Consider the following 14,177-nt stretch of genomic DNA (forward strand, 5'->3'; position numbering starts at 1 on the left):
CTCTCAGGTGCTCAACGAATTCGACGCGCGCAGGCTGCAGCCGGTGATCTGAAAACTGCCGTCGGGCTGCTGCTCGAGCGTGTAGACGGCCTCATAGTCCTTGCCGTCCGGACCGACGATCAGCACCTGCTGGACAATTGAGGTCGGGCCGGTCTGCTGCACCTTGCCGAAGGAATAGTTTTGCGGCTTGCGCACCGGCGGATAGCCGTTGGTCACCATGCTCATGAACGTTTCTACGGTCGGAAAGATGCGCTTCACATTCGGTGCGGCAAAGCTGTAGGCCGCAGCCCCGTCGTTGGCGATGAAGGCCTTCAGCTGGCCGTCGATGACCGTCTGCGCCGCCTTGATTTCGGCATCGCCGGCAAATGCCCCGGACACCAAAAGGGACGACAGGAAAAGCAATGGAACGACTGCGAATGCAAATAGCGCGCGGCGCATGGCCAGCCTCCGTTGTCCCCTAGAGGAATCGCTGCAAGAAAATCGCTGTCCGAAGACACATCATACCATACGCTTGGCAGTGCTTCACGGTTTCAGCGAGCGCCAACATTCGCCACGCAGATGCCACACAATTGCGCTTAACCCCCCTTTAAGGCGAGGCGCGCATCGTCAGTCGGGTGGGGCCTGTTCGCGCAATCAAGGGACGAACAATGTTTGGACAGCCGATCGACCGGCGTCTTTTGCTGACGGGCGTCGCCAGCCTGGCCGTTGTGGCCCCCTTGCCGGCCTGGGCAAGCGCGGCGCCGACTGTCACCGAAGTGGCGTTCGATCCGATCATTCCAGCCCTTGGCAATCCCGATGGCGATGTCACCATCGCCGAATTCGTCGACTATCAGTGCCCGATCTGCAAACTCGCCTTTGTCGAACTGAAGAAATTGATGGAGCAGGACAGCGGCATCAGGCTGGTGATGAAGGATTGGCCGATCTTCGGCGACACCTCGCGTGACGCGGCGCGCATGGCGCTTTTGACCGGTGACCGCTATGCCGCGGCGGTGGAAGCTCTGATGACCAATGAGCGCGGCCTTTCCGAACGCCGCACCAATGACATCCTGGCTTCTGTCGGCGTCGATGTCGCTATGATCCGCGCCGGTCTCGCTGCCCGCGAACCCGACATCGACGCGGCTCTCTCGCGCACCGATGCCCAGGCGAGCGCCTTCAAGTTGCAAGGCACTCCGGCGCTGGTCATCGGCGGCAGGCTGTTCCGGCGCGGCATGCCGGTGGCTGAAATGAAACAGGCCGTCGCCAGGGCGCGGGCCGCCTGAGCTCTAGCCCTGATGCTTGAAAGCCGGGCCTGATGCTTGAAAGCCGGGCGGCAGTCTGCCACAAGGGCCGCTTGTACGTGGAAGCTTGAGCAGGGCCGGTCAATGAAGGCGTTTTTTGTGCAGATAAAGTGCGATCTGGGCAAAGCCTATGACGTTGCCAGCGCTTTGGCCGACGCCGAGATCGCGTCGGAAATCTACTCGACCGCCGGCAATTACGATCTGCTCGCCAAATTCTACGTCGACGACGAAGAGGACATCGGCCACTTCGTCAACGAGAAGGTGCAGATTCTACCCGGGATCAAGGACACGTTTACCGTCGTCACCTTCCGAGCGTTCTAACCCCCATCCAGCACGTGCCCGGGCACGAGGCAAAGCCTGACTAGAGGCATATTGCGGCTGCCTTAATTCTAGGCAGTTGTGACATACTGGTCGCCGGCATCTTCCAAATTACCGATTGCGCTTGATTTTCTCCGGCGACGCCAGTGAAATGGCGTCACAGGGGAGTATGCGATTGGCAGCGTTCGATGAAATGCTTCCGGAAGTTTCCGGATTGAGAAAACCGTATACGGCATATGACCGCTGGCTGAAGGAGCAGGATCCGGCCAGGCTTACCGAAAAAATGCAGGATGCCGAGCGCGTCTTCCGCAAGACCGGCATTACCTTTGCCGTCTATGGCGAACAGGAAGCCTCCGAGCGGCTGATTCCCTTCGACATCGTTCCCCGCATCATCTCAGGCAACGAATGGCGGCGGCTGACGCAAGGCATCGAGCAACGCGTGCAGGCGCTGAACGCCTTTCTCGACGACATCTACCATCGCCAGGAAATCCTGCGCGCCGGCCGCGTGCCGAAGGAACTGATCGCCAAGAACGAGGCGTTCCTGCCCGAGATGATCGGCGTGCGCCCGCCCGCCGGCGTCTACACCCACATCATCGGCGTCGACATCGTCCGCATCTCGGAGAACGAATTCTACGTGCTGGAGGACAATGCGCGCACACCGTCGGGCGTCTCCTACATGCTGGAGAACCGCGAGACGATGATGCAGCTTTTCCCCGAGCTGTTCCAGCAGATCAAGGTTCGCCCGGTGGAGAACTATCCGCAGCTGCTGCGCCAGTCGCTGGCGGCGGTCAGGCCACAAAGCACCAAGGGCACGCCGACGATTGCCGTGTTGACCCCGGGCAGCTTCAACTCCGCCTATTTCGAGCACGCCTTCCTTGCCGACCAGATGGGCGTGCAATTGGTCGAAGGGCAGGATCTGCGCGTCGTCGACGGCCATGTCGCGATGCGCACGACCGAAGGCTACAAGCAGATCGACGTGCTTTACCGCCGCGTCGACGATTCGTTCCTCGATCCGCTGACCTTCCGCCCCGACTCCGCTCTTGGTGTTCCCGGCATCATGGACGTCTACCGCGCCGGCAACATCACCATCGCCAACGCGCCGGGCACCGGCATTGCCGACGACAAGGCGATCTATTCCTACATGCCCGAGATCGTCGAATTCTACACCGGCCGCAAGGCGATCCTCGGCAACATCCCGACCTGGCGCTGTTCGGAACCGGACAGCCTGAAATACGTGCTCGAGCACATCGACGAGCTGGTGATCAAGGAAGTCCACGGCTCCGGCGGCTACGGCATGCTGGTCGGGCCGGCAGCGACCAAGAAGGAATGCGAGGATTTCTCCAAGAAACTCGCGGCAAAACCGTCCAACTACATCGCCCAGCCGACGCTGGCGCTGTCTACCTGTCCGATCCTGACCGACAAGGGCCTGGCGCCGCGCCACGTCGATCTCAGGCCCTATGTGCTGGTTTCCGACCGCATCCAGATCGTGCCCGGCGGGCTGACCCGTGTCGCCCTCAAGGAAGGTTCGCTCGTGGTGAATTCCTCGCAGGGCGGCGGGACGAAGGATACGTGGGTGCTCGATGACTGATTTTCACCTGAAGGATTTTTGATGCTTTTAGGCCGTACCGCCAACGGGCTTTACTGGATGAACCGCTACATCGAGCGGGCCGAAAACATGGCTCGGCTTGTCGATGCCGGCTTGCGCATGGCTTTGACCCGTACGCAAAGCGCCTCGGAAGAGTGGAATTCGGTGCTGCTCAGTGCCGGCTCGGACGTCGCCTTCACCCAGAAATACCAGGATTATACCGCCGCCAACGTCGCCGATTTCCTTTTGCGCGACACCTCGAACCCGTCGAGCACGATGGCGGCGATCGAGACGGCCCGCAACAATGCCCGCATGGTGCGCACAGCGCTGACCCGCGAGACCTGGGAAAGCATCAACGAGGCCTGGATGTCGCTGAAGCGGATGCTGGCCAAGCCGATCGACGAACGCGACCTGCCCACCGTACTCGACGCCATCAAGCGCGAGACGGCGCTGATCCGCGGCTCGTTCTACGGCACCATGCTTCGCAACGAGATCTTCGATTTCTCGCAGCTCGGCACCTATGTCGAGCGCGCCGACAACACGGCGCGCATCCTCGACGTCAAATACTACGTGCTGTTGCCGTCAATTTCCTGGGTCGGTTCGACGCTCGACAATTATCAGTGGGAATCGATCCTGCGTTCGGTGTCGGCGCACCGGTCCTACCGCTGGGTCTACGAGGCGGACTACAAGCCGACCAACATCGCCGACTATCTGATCCTCAATGTGCGCATGCCGCGCTCGCTGATGTTCTGCTATCGTTTTCTGGCCGAGCACCTAAAATTCCTCGGCGACGACTATGGCGAGCGCCATGCCTGCCACACGACGGCGGAGAAGACCCAGGCCATGCTGAGGGCAGGGTCGATCAAGGACATATTCGACACCGGGCTGCACGAATTCCTGGCCAGGTTCATTCAAGAAAACACCAGGCTCGGCGACGAGATCGCACAGGATTACCGGTTTAATTGAGCATGACCCCTAAAAGTGGGAACCGGTTTTCGGACAAGGTCATGCTCAAAACGGAAGATAAGCTATGCGGCTGAAGATCACCCACCGGACCGAATACCGCTACGATGCGCCGGTGCAATATCTGCTGCAGCGGCTGCGGCTGTTGCCGGTCAGCGGCTCGACGCAGACGGTTTTGTCCTGGGCATTGAAGACCGAAGGTGCGCGCGAAGAGGTGCGCTTCGTCGATCATTTCGGCAATGACACAAGGCTGTTGAGCGTCGAAGGCGAGCGCGACTTCATCACCGTCGAAGCATCGGGCGAGGTGGTGACGCGCGACACGGCAGGCGTCTCCGGGCCGCATCAGGGTTTTACGCCGCTCTGGCTGTATGGTCATGAAACACCGTTGACGGTGATCGGCAGCGGCATTCGCGAACTTGCCGCATCGGTCGGCAAGGGCACCGATATCGAAAGACTGCACCGGCTGATGGCCATCATCTCCGAGCGCGTCGCCTACACGCCGGGCACCACCAATGCGGCGACGCCGGCCGAGGAGGCCCTGGCGCTGAAGACCGGCGTCTGCCAGGACCACAGCCATATCTTTGCCGCCGCCGCGCGCGCCATGGGTTTCCCGGCCCGCTATGTCAGCGGCTATCTGATGATGGATGCGACGGTCCAGCAGGCGGCCAGCCATGCCTGGAGCGAGGCGCATGTTTCCGGCCTCGGCTGGGTCGCCTTCGATGTCGCCAATGGCATCTCGCCTGACGAACGCTATGTAAAGGTGGCAACGGGCCGCGATTACCGAGATGCCACGCCCGTATCGGGAATTCGACTGGGACAGGCGGAAGAACAGCTTGCGGTCACGGTCACGGTAGAGCAGTAGTTTCCGGCAAGATTGCTGCCAAAAGAGATTCCATGACCTATTGTGTCGGCCTGAAGATCGATCGCGGGCTCGTGTTCATGTCGGACACGCGCACCAATGCCGGCATGGATTCGATCTCCACCTTCAAGAAGATGCATATCTGGGAGGAACCGGGCGAGCGCGTCATCGTGCTGATGTCGGCCGGCAACCTGGCGACGACGCAAGCCGTGGTTAGCCTGCTTGACGAGCGCACCAAGGCAGTGGCGGATCGCCATGCCACGCTGTTGGAAACGCCCTCAATGTACCAGACGGTGCGGTTGGTCGGCGATACCGTCAAGGAAGTCATCGCCAGTTCGTCGCCGGCGGGCGAGAAGGCGGATTCCTACTTCAATGCCTCGTTCATTCTTGGCGGCCAGATCAAGGGCAGCGCGCCGCGCCTGTTCATGATCTACCCCGAAGGCAATTTCATCGAATCGACCGACGACACGCCGTTCTTCCAGATCGGCGAGACCAAATACGGCAAGCCGATCATCATCCGCGCCTATGAAAAGACGATGAGCCTGGCCGAAACGGTTAAGCTGCTGCTGGTGTCGTTCGACTCGACGCTGAAGTCGAACCTGTCGGTCGGCCTGCCGCTCGATCTTTTGTTCTACGAGAAGGACGCCTTCAAGGTCAGCCTGAAGAAGCGGATCGGCCAGGACGATCAGTACTATCGGACCATCTCGGATGGCTGGTCGAGCGCGCTGAAAGCTGCCTTTGCCAGCCTGCCCGATTTTCCGGGATAGGCCGCTTCCCGGTTCGACAGCCGATGGCCCGAACATATTTCATGCTAAGCAAATGAATGATGGCGCTTGCGCCTTGGTCGGCTGTGTCCGGTCGGATTCCGGGAGGATGCCATGAACAATGATGATTTCCGGCAATGGTCGCGGCGCGCCGCCGATTGGGGCGCCGAGTACCGCAACACGCTGCGCGAACGGCCGGTGCGGCCATTCGTCAACCCGGGAGACATCTTCAGAAGCATAGAGGTTTCGCCGCCTGAGGCGGCCGAGCCGATGGAGCGGATCTTCGCCGATTTCGAGGAGAAAATTGTGCCAGGAATGACGCACTGGCAGCATCCGCGCTTCTTCGCCTATTTCCCGGCCAATGCCGCACCCGTCTCGGTGGTGGCCGAATATCTGGTCTCGGCGATGGCCGCGCAATGCATGCTGTGGCAGACCTCGCCTGCGGCGACAGAACTCGAGACACGCACTGTTGATTGGATGCGCCAGGCGCTCGGTCTGCCGGATGGATTCTCCGGCGTCATCCAGGATTCGGCGTCTTCGGCGACACTGGCCGCCGTGCTGACCATGCGCGAGCGCGCGCTCGACTGGCAGGGCAATAAAAGGGGCCTGAGCGGGCAGGCGAGGCTGCGCATCTATTCCTCCGACCAGGTTCACACCTCGATCGACCGGGCGATCTGGGTGTCCGGCATCGGCGAGGAGAACCTCGTCCGCATTCCGGTTGCCGGCCGCTTCCGCGCCATGGATACCGCAGCGCTCGAGGCGGCAATCGTCGCCGACCGGGAGGCCGGCATGCTGCCGGCCGGTATCATCGCCTGTGTCGGCGGCACCAGCACCGGCGGCACAGATGATATCGCTACCGTCGCCGACGTGGCGAAGCGGCATGGACTCTATCTGCATGTCGATGCCGCCTGGGCCGGGTCGGCGATGATCTGCCCGGAATACCGGCATTTCTGGACCGGCGTCGAAAACGCTGATTCGATCGTCTTCAACCCGCACAAATGGCTGGGGGCGCAGTTCGACTGCTCGATCCAGTTCCTGCGCGATCCCGAGAGCCACGTCAGGACGCTGGCCATCAAGCCGGACTATCTGAAAACCCACGGCCATGACGGCATCATCAATTATTCCGAATGGACGGTGCCGCTCGGCCGGCGCTTCCGCGCCCTGAAACTGTGGTTCCTGCTGCGCGCCCATGGGCTGGAAGGCCTGCGCCTGATGATCCGCAACCATGTCGCCTGGAGCGAAGGGCTTGCCGCGCGGCTGGCAAAGGAGGCGGATTTCGAGATCGTATCCGAGCCGATGCTGTCCCTCTTTTCGTTCCGCCACAGGGCCGCCACGGGCGTCGATCCCGACGAACACAACCTTCGCCTGGTCAACGCGATCAATGACGATGGCCGCATCTACCTGACCCAGACTAGGGTGGAGGGGCGGGTGGCGATCCGCTTTCAGGTCGGACAATTCGAGACGACCGCGGCGGATGTCGATGCGGCTTTCGAAGTCGTCACCGAAATTGCGCGCGGTCTGGCCTGATCCTACCCTTTTTGAGTTGCGCCGGGGTTTGCATTTGCAATCATGTGGTTTTCATTAGCCGGCTCATGCCTTTTCATCGCTTTCGTTTTAAGCTATAGACAAGAAAAACGAAAACGGGAGGCTCTTCAATGTATCTGTCGCCGCGGCATGCCGAAATCATCCAGATGGCCAAGGACCATGGCCGCGTGCTGGTCGATGATCTGGCCACGCATTTCAACGTGACGCCGCAGACCATCCGCAAGGATCTCAACGATCTGTGCGACCAGCGGCTGCTTTCGCGCATCCATGGCGGGGCGCTGTTCCCGTCCGGCATCGAGAACATGGAGTATGAGGCAAGACGCAAGATCGCCGCCGAGGAGAAGGAGGCGATCGGCCGCGCGGCGGCCAGGCTGATCCCCGACAACGCCTCTCTGTTCATCAACATCGGCACCACGACGGAGTCAGTCAGCAAGGCGCTGCTTGATCACAGCGGCCTGATGGTCATCACCAATAACATCAATGTTGCCAACAGGATGCGCATATATCCTTCGATCGAAGTGGTGATCGCCGGCGGTGTCGTCCGTGGCTCCGACGGCGGTGTGGTCGGCGAGGCGGCGGTCGATTTCATCCGGCAGTTCAAGGTCGATTACGCAGTGATCGGAGCCTCGGCGATCGATCATGACGGTGCGCTGCTCGATTTCGATTTTCGCGAGGTCAAGGTGGCGCAAGCCATCATCGCCAATGCCAGGCATGTCATCCTGGTTTCCGACCAGACCAAGTTCGAACGCACGGCGCCGGTTCGCATCGGCCATTTGTCACAGGTCAACACCTTCATCACCGACCGTTGCGACATCCCGTCGGTGCGCAAAATCTGCGAGGAGGCGGAGGTTCAGCTGATCGAGACGTCGCTTGGCTAGAGGCCCCGAGAATTCCGATCACGGGCCTGTGACTTTTCGTTTGACATTCGTTCTCATTTCGAAATAATCCCGATACGGTTTCGTAAAAACCTAAAAATGCTGCAATGCGAAATCGCGGGAGGATTTTGTGGACGCATCCCCGATCCATGACATTTTCGTCATCGGTGGCGGTATCAACGGCTGCGGCATTGCCCGCGACGCCGTCGGGCGCGGCTTTTCGGTCTTCCTTGCCGAAATGAACGATCTGGCCAGCGGAACCTCCTCCGGCTCCACCAAATTGATCCATGGCGGCCTGCGCTATCTCGAATTCTACGAGTTCCGTCTGGTGCGCGAGGCGCTGATGGAGCGCGAGGTTCTGTGGCGGAACGCGCCGCACATCATCTGGCCGATGCGCTTCGTGCTTCCTTATGCCAAGGGTTTGCGTCCGGCCTGGCTGATCCGGCTCGGTCTTTTCCTCTACGACCACATTGGCGGTCGCAAATTGCTGCCGGCGACCAGGACGCTGGACATGGCCAAGGATCCGGCCGGCAAGCCGTTGAAGCCCTTGTTCACAAAGGCTTTCGAATATTCGGATGGCTGGGTCAACGACGCACGGCTGGTGGCGTTGAACGCCCGCGATGCCGCCGATCGTGGCGCAACAATCCGAACCCGAACGAAAGTCGTTGGCGCTCGCCGCGAGGGTGACCTGTGGGCGATCAAGCTTGAGAACGTCCAGACTGGCGAGGCCGAAGAGGTCAAGGCCCGGTTGCTGGTCAATGCCGCCGGTCCGTGGGTCGACCATGTCCTGTCCGCCACCGTCGGTTTGAACGACGTGCACAATGTTCGCCTCGTCCAGGGCAGCCACATCGTCATCGCCAAGAAGTTCGACGACCCGCGCGCCTATTTCTTCCAGAACAAGGATGGGCGCATCATCTTCGCCATTCCTTACGAGGAAGAGTTCACCCTGATCGGCACCACCGACCGGGACTATCCCGGCGACCCGCACGACGTAAAAATCAGCGACACCGAAATCGACTATTTGTGCGCTGCGGCGAGCGAATATTTCGCGCAACCCGTCAAGCGTTCGGACATCGTCTGGACCTACTCCGCCGTGCGCCCGCTCTATGATGACGGCGCCTCGAAAGCGCAGGAGGCGACCCGCGACTACGTGCTGAAGGCCGATGGCGGCGAGGGCGCCGCCCCCATCGTCAACGCCTTTGGCGGCAAGATCACCACCTATCGCCGGCTGTCGGAATCGATGCTGGAAAGGATCGAAGGGTTTCTCGGCAAGCGCGGCAAGCCCTGGACGGCCAACGCTCCGCTGCCGGGCGGCGATTTTCCGGCCACCGGTTTCGACGCCGAAGTGGCCAAACTGAAGTCAGCCTATCCGTTCCTTGACGCGCGGCTCGCGCGCCGGCTGACCAGGCTCTACGGCACCCGCGCCAGGATGCTGCTGGGCCTCGCCAAGTCGAATGCCGATCTTGGCCGCAACTTTGGCGCTGATCTTTACGAAGCCGAGGTGCGCTACCTCGTTCAAAACGAATGGGCGGTCATCGCCGAAGATGTATTGTGGCGCCGCACCAAGCGCGGCCTGCATCTCAGCCGTGAGCAGGCTGCAGCTCTTGACGAATTCATGCGTGGAATAAGCCGACGCCATGTCGCCGCTGCCGAATAGGGATGGCCGACTGATGAAAGCCTGGGAGGAGGCATCATGCTGGAACTGAGAAACGTGACGAAGACGGTCGGCGCGTCGGAGCATATCCGCGATGTGTCGCTGACGCTTCGGCACGGCTCGCTCAACGTTCTTCTGGGACCGACGCTTTCCGGCAAGACCAGCCTGATGCGGCTGATGGCCGGCCTCGACGTGCCGACCTCCGGCTCGATCTGGTTCGATGGCCAGGATGTCACTGGCGTGCCGGTGCAGAAGCGCAAGATCGCCATGGTCTACCAGCAGTTCATCAATTATCCGGCGATGACGGTCTACGAGAACATCGCCTCGCCGCTGCGCGTGGCCGGCACCGATCAGGCAAAGATCGACAAGGAAGTCCGCAATGCCGCAAACCTGCTCAAGCTGACGCCCTATCTCGACCGCACGCCGCTCAGCCTGTCCGGTGGCCAGCAGCAGCGCACCGCGCTCGCCCGCGCCATCGTCAAGAACGCCAGCCTGGTGCTGCTCGACGAGCCGCTCGCCAATCTCGATTACAAGCTGCGCGAGGAACTGCGCGCCGAACTGCCGAAGATTTTTGCCGCCGCCGGCACCATCTTCGTCTATGCCACGACCGAGCCACATGAAGCCTTGCTGCTCGGCGGCAACACGGCGACGCTTTCGCAGGGCAAGATCACCCAGTTCGGCCCGACCATCGAAGTGTTCCGCAAGCCCGCCGATCTGGTGACGGCGAGGACCTTTTCCGATCCGCCGCTCAACACCATCGTGCTGGCCAAGAAGGGCCGCGATTTCCTGCTCGAGGGTGGCGTCAACCTGCCGGTGCCCGCCGAACTCGCCGGCATTGCCGATGCCATCTACACGATCGGCTTTCAGCCGCATCATTTGTCGCTCGAGCGGCCCAATGCGGCTGCCGTGCCGGTGCGGGCGAAGGTCACGATCACCGAGATCACCGGTTCGGAAAGCTTCATCCATCTCGACTTTGCCGATGCGCGCTGGGTCATGCTGACCCATGGCATCAGGCATTTCGAGCCCGACGAGGTGGTCGAGGTGTTCATCGATCCGCGCCACATCATGGTTTTCGACGAGCACGGCCGCGCCGTGACCGCGTCGAAGCTGGCGGCTTAGGAGGAAACGATGGCGCGCATCGACGTCAACCACATCCGTCATTCCTACCTGCCGAACCCGCAGAAGGATGCCGATTTTGCGCTCAAGGAAGTGCATCACACTTTCGAGGACGGTGGCGCCTATGCGCTGCTCGGCCCCTCGGGCTGCGGCAAGACCACGCTTCTCAACATCATCTCGGGATTGCTGCATCCCTCGCACGGCCAGTTGCTGTTCAACGGCAAGGATGTGACCAACCTGTCGACGCAGGAACGCAACATCGCGCAGGTGTTCCAGTTTCCGGTCATCTACGACACCATGACCGTCTACGACAATCTGGCCTTCCCGCTGCGCAACCGCGGCGTGCCGGAAGCCGACGTCGACCGCAAGGTGCGCGAGACGCTGGAGATGATCGATCTCGCCTCATGGGCGAAGAAGAAGGCGCGCGGTCTGACCGCCGACCAGAAGCAGAAGATTTCGCTCGGCCGCGGGCTGGTGCGCGCGGACGTCAACGCAATCCTGTTCGATGAGCCGCTGACCGTCATCGATCCGCATATGAAGTGGGTGCTGCGCTCGCAGCTGAAGCAGCTGCACCGCCGCTTCGGTTACACCATGGTCTATGTCACGCACGACCAGACCGAGGCGCTGACCTTCGCCGACCGGGTCGTCGTCATGTATGACGGCGAGATCGTGCAGATCGGTACGCCAGCCGAATTGTTCGAGCGCCCGCGCCACACCTTCGTCGGCTATTTCATCGGCTCGCCGGGCATGAACGTCATGCCGGTGGCCATCGACGGCAAGACGGCGAAACTCGGCTCGCAGCGCATCGACCTGCCGGGCGCGCCCAAGACTTCTACTGGGAGCACCGGCAGCGGCGCCATCGAGCTCGGCATCCGCCCCGAATATGTGCGGCTGGGTAGCCAGGGCATGGCTGTCTCGATCAGCAAGGTCGAGGATCTCGGCCGCCACAAGGTGGTCCGCGCCAATCTGGAAGGCCGCGAGATCGCGGCGGTGATCGGCGAGGACGAGACCGTGCCTGCCGATCCAAAAGTGCGCTTCGACCCGGCCGGCATCAACATCTATGCCGATTCCTGGCGCGTCGAGATGGGGGCATAGATGGACAAGACCTGGAACAACAAGGCTTGGTTCCTTGTGCTGCCGGTGCTGGTGCTGGTGGCATTCTCGGCGGTCATCCCGCTGATGACGGTCGTCAACTATTCGGTGCAGGACACGTTCGGCAACAACGTCTTCTTCTGGGCCGGCACCGAGTGGTTCGAGGAACTGCTCTCGTCCAGCCGCTTCTGGGAAGCGATGGTCCGCAACCTGATCTTCTCCTTCATCATCCTGGCCATCGAAGTGCCGCTCGGCATCTTCATCGCGCTCAACATGCCGAAAAAGGGCTGGGGCGTGCCGGTCTGCCTGGTGCTGATGGCGCTGCCGCTGCTGATCCCGTGGAATGTCGTCGGCACCATCTGGCAGGTGTTCGGGCGCAACGACATCGGCCTGCTCGGCTACTACGTCAATGCGCTCGGCATCGACTACAACTACGTGCAGGATCCGTTCGACGCCTGGGTCACCGTCATCGTCATGGATGTCTGGCACTGGACCAGCCTTGTCGTGCTGCTCTGCTACGCCGGCCTGGTTTCCATTCCGGATGCCTTCTACCAGGCCGCCAAGATCGACGGCGCCTCGCGCTGGGCGGTGTTCCGCTACATCCAGCTGCCGAAGATGAACCGCGTGCTTTTGATCGCCGTGCTGCTGCGCTTCATGGACAGTTTCATGATCTACACCGAGCCCTTCGTCGTCACCGGCGGCGGTCCCGGCAATTCGACGACCTTCCTGTCGATCGACCTCGTCAAGACGGCGCTCGGCCAGTTCGACCTCGGCCCGGCGGCCGCCATGTCGCTGGTCTACTTCCTCATCGTCCTTCTGCTGTCATGGGTGTTTTACACAGTGATGACCAACTACGACGCGGAGCGCTGAGATGAGCGGCGCCAATGAAAGAACCACGAGGCAGGACAGAGTGAGCGAAACGACGGCTTCGGAAGCACTGGCCAGCGCCATGTCGCAGGACCAGATCGCGCGGCTGATGCGCCGGCGCGGCGAGGAATCGCGCTGGTGGTGGATCGTGCCGACGGTCTACATCATCGTGCTCTTGCTGCCGATCTACTGGCTCATCAACATGAGCTTCAAGACCAATGGCGAGATCGTTTCCTCGCTGACGCTCTATCCGCACGCACCGACGATCGCCAACTACGTCACCATCTTCACCGATGCGTCCTGGTATTCGGGCTACATCAACTCGATCACCTATGTGGTGATGAACATGGTGATTTCGGTGGCCGCAGCACTGCCGGCGGCCTACGCGTTCTCACGCTATCGCTTCCTCGGCGACAAGCATTTGTTCTTCTGGCTCTTGACCAACCGCATGGCGCCGCCGGCGGTGTTTGCGCTGCCGTTCTTCCAGCTCTACTCGGCCTTCGGCCTGATCGACACGCACATTGCGGTGGCACTGGCGCATTGCCTGTTCAACGTGCCGCTGGCGGTGTGGATCCTCGAAGGCTTCATGTCGGGCGTGCCGAAGGAAATCGACGAGACCGCCTATATCGACGGCTATTCGTTCCCGCGCTTCTTCGTCAGGATCTTCATGCCGCTGATCGCCAGCGGCATCGGCGTCGCCTGCTTCTTCTGCTTCATGTTCTCATGGGTCGAACTTTTGATCGCCCGCACGCTGACCACCACCGACGCCAAGCCGATCGCCGCCACCATGACCCGCACGGTTTCGGCCGCCGGCATGGATTGGGGCCTGCTCGCCGCCGCCGGTGTGCTGACGCTGATCCCCGGCGCGCTCGTCATCTGGTTTGTCCGCAACTATATCGCCAAGGGCTTTGCCCTGGGGAGGGTGTGACCATGAACTTCGACCTCTCCTGGATGGCATGGACGTGGCCGACGGCGGCCTTTTTCGGCACCATCTTTCTGCTGCTGTGCGGCATGGCGGTCTGGGAATATGCCTCGCCGGGCGGCAATCCACGCGTTGGCGTGCTGCGCTTTGAAACGACGCGCGGCGACCGCCTTTTCCTTTCGCTGCTTGGCAGCGCCTTTATCCATCTCGCTTGGTTGGGTCTTGTCGGATCCAACCTGTGGTGGGCTCTCGCTCTCTCCGTGGTCTACGCAATTGGCGTGTTCCGCTACGTATAGAGGGGGAAACTGTTGGAGCGACCGCGTGCCGGCGACCGCTCCAG

Annotated in this window: 15 protein-coding genes; 14 read left to right on the forward strand and 1 reads right to left on the reverse strand. The window is 61.4% G+C overall.

From position 1 onward, the window contains the following. Positions 1–3: 3 nt before the first annotated feature. On the reverse strand, positions 4–438 hold the full coding sequence (locus AC1DVW_RS15960; RefSeq protein WP_477243059.1) for a DUF4864 domain-containing protein: 435 nt from the start codon (positions 436–438) through the stop codon (positions 4–6). A gap of 209 nt (positions 439–647) precedes the next feature. Between AC1DVW_RS15960 and AC1DVW_RS15965 the strand changes: the two genes are divergently transcribed. The 14 genes from AC1DVW_RS15965 to AC1DVW_RS16030 all read left to right on the forward strand — a co-directional run bounded on the left by AC1DVW_RS15965 (position 648) and on the right by AC1DVW_RS16030 (position 14,133). Further along, positions 648–1,259 carry a DsbA family protein gene (locus tag AC1DVW_RS15965; protein ID WP_477243060.1) on the forward strand — a complete coding sequence of 204 codons (612 nt, stop codon included), beginning with the start codon at positions 648–650 and terminating at the stop codon, positions 1,257–1,259. A 102-nt stretch (positions 1,260–1,361) separates the two neighbouring features. Further along, complete coding sequence (locus AC1DVW_RS15970; RefSeq protein ID WP_023674883.1) at positions 1,362–1,598, forward strand: Lrp/AsnC ligand binding domain-containing protein; 237 nt, start codon at positions 1,362–1,364, stop codon at positions 1,596–1,598. Positions 1,599–1,770: 172 nt separating this feature from the next. After that, positions 1,771–3,183: a circularly permuted type 2 ATP-grasp protein gene (locus tag AC1DVW_RS15975; protein WP_477243061.1), complete on the forward strand. Its 1,413-nt coding sequence runs from the start codon at positions 1,771–1,773 to the stop codon at positions 3,181–3,183. Positions 3,184–3,204: 21 nt separating this feature from the next. Beyond that, positions 3,205–4,146 carry an alpha-E domain-containing protein gene (locus AC1DVW_RS15980; RefSeq protein WP_477243062.1) on the forward strand — a complete coding sequence of 314 codons (942 nt, stop codon included), beginning with the start codon at positions 3,205–3,207 and terminating at the stop codon, positions 4,144–4,146. A 64-nt stretch (positions 4,147–4,210) separates the two neighbouring features. Beyond that, a complete protein-coding gene (locus tag AC1DVW_RS15985) occupies positions 4,211–5,005 on the forward strand; it encodes a transglutaminase family protein (protein ID WP_477243063.1) in 795 nt (264 codons plus the stop codon). A 32-nt stretch (positions 5,006–5,037) separates the two neighbouring features. Continuing rightward, positions 5,038–5,769 (forward strand): proteasome-type protease, encoded by a 732-nt coding sequence (locus AC1DVW_RS15990; protein ID WP_477243064.1) that lies wholly within the window; start codon positions 5,038–5,040, stop codon positions 5,767–5,769. 111 nt (positions 5,770–5,880) lie between these two features. Continuing rightward, positions 5,881–7,293 carry a pyridoxal phosphate-dependent decarboxylase family protein gene (locus AC1DVW_RS15995; protein ID WP_477243065.1) on the forward strand — a complete coding sequence of 471 codons (1,413 nt, stop codon included), beginning with the start codon at positions 5,881–5,883 and terminating at the stop codon, positions 7,291–7,293. 128 nt (positions 7,294–7,421) lie between these two features. After that, positions 7,422–8,189: a DeoR/GlpR family DNA-binding transcription regulator gene (locus AC1DVW_RS16000; protein WP_477243066.1), complete on the forward strand. Its 768-nt coding sequence runs from the start codon at positions 7,422–7,424 to the stop codon at positions 8,187–8,189. A 127-nt stretch (positions 8,190–8,316) separates the two neighbouring features. Further along, on the forward strand, positions 8,317–9,843 hold the full coding sequence (gene glpD, locus AC1DVW_RS16005) for a glycerol-3-phosphate dehydrogenase (RefSeq protein ID WP_477324260.1): 1,527 nt from the start codon (positions 8,317–8,319) through the stop codon (positions 9,841–9,843). A 36-nt stretch (positions 9,844–9,879) separates the two neighbouring features. After that, on the forward strand, positions 9,880–10,959 hold the full coding sequence (locus AC1DVW_RS16010; RefSeq protein ID WP_477324262.1) for an ABC transporter ATP-binding protein: 1,080 nt from the start codon (positions 9,880–9,882) through the stop codon (positions 10,957–10,959). A 9-nt stretch (positions 10,960–10,968) separates the two neighbouring features. Continuing rightward, entirely contained in the window at positions 10,969–12,051 is a 1,083-nt protein-coding gene (locus AC1DVW_RS16015; protein ID WP_477243069.1) for an ABC transporter ATP-binding protein, read from the forward strand. Further along, on the forward strand, positions 12,052–12,918 hold the full coding sequence (locus AC1DVW_RS16020) for a carbohydrate ABC transporter permease (protein ID WP_477243070.1): 867 nt from the start codon (positions 12,052–12,054) through the stop codon (positions 12,916–12,918). A gap of 1 nt (position 12,919) precedes the next feature. Further along, a complete protein-coding gene (locus tag AC1DVW_RS16025; RefSeq protein WP_477243071.1) occupies positions 12,920–13,843 on the forward strand; it encodes a carbohydrate ABC transporter permease in 924 nt (307 codons plus the stop codon). Between the two features lie 2 nt (positions 13,844–13,845). After that, on the forward strand, positions 13,846–14,133 hold the full coding sequence (locus AC1DVW_RS16030) for a DUF2160 domain-containing protein (protein WP_477243072.1): 288 nt from the start codon (positions 13,846–13,848) through the stop codon (positions 14,131–14,133). Positions 14,134–14,177: the final 44 nt, after the last annotated feature.

Source organism: Mesorhizobium sp. P3_B5 (genome assembly GCF_056402815.1).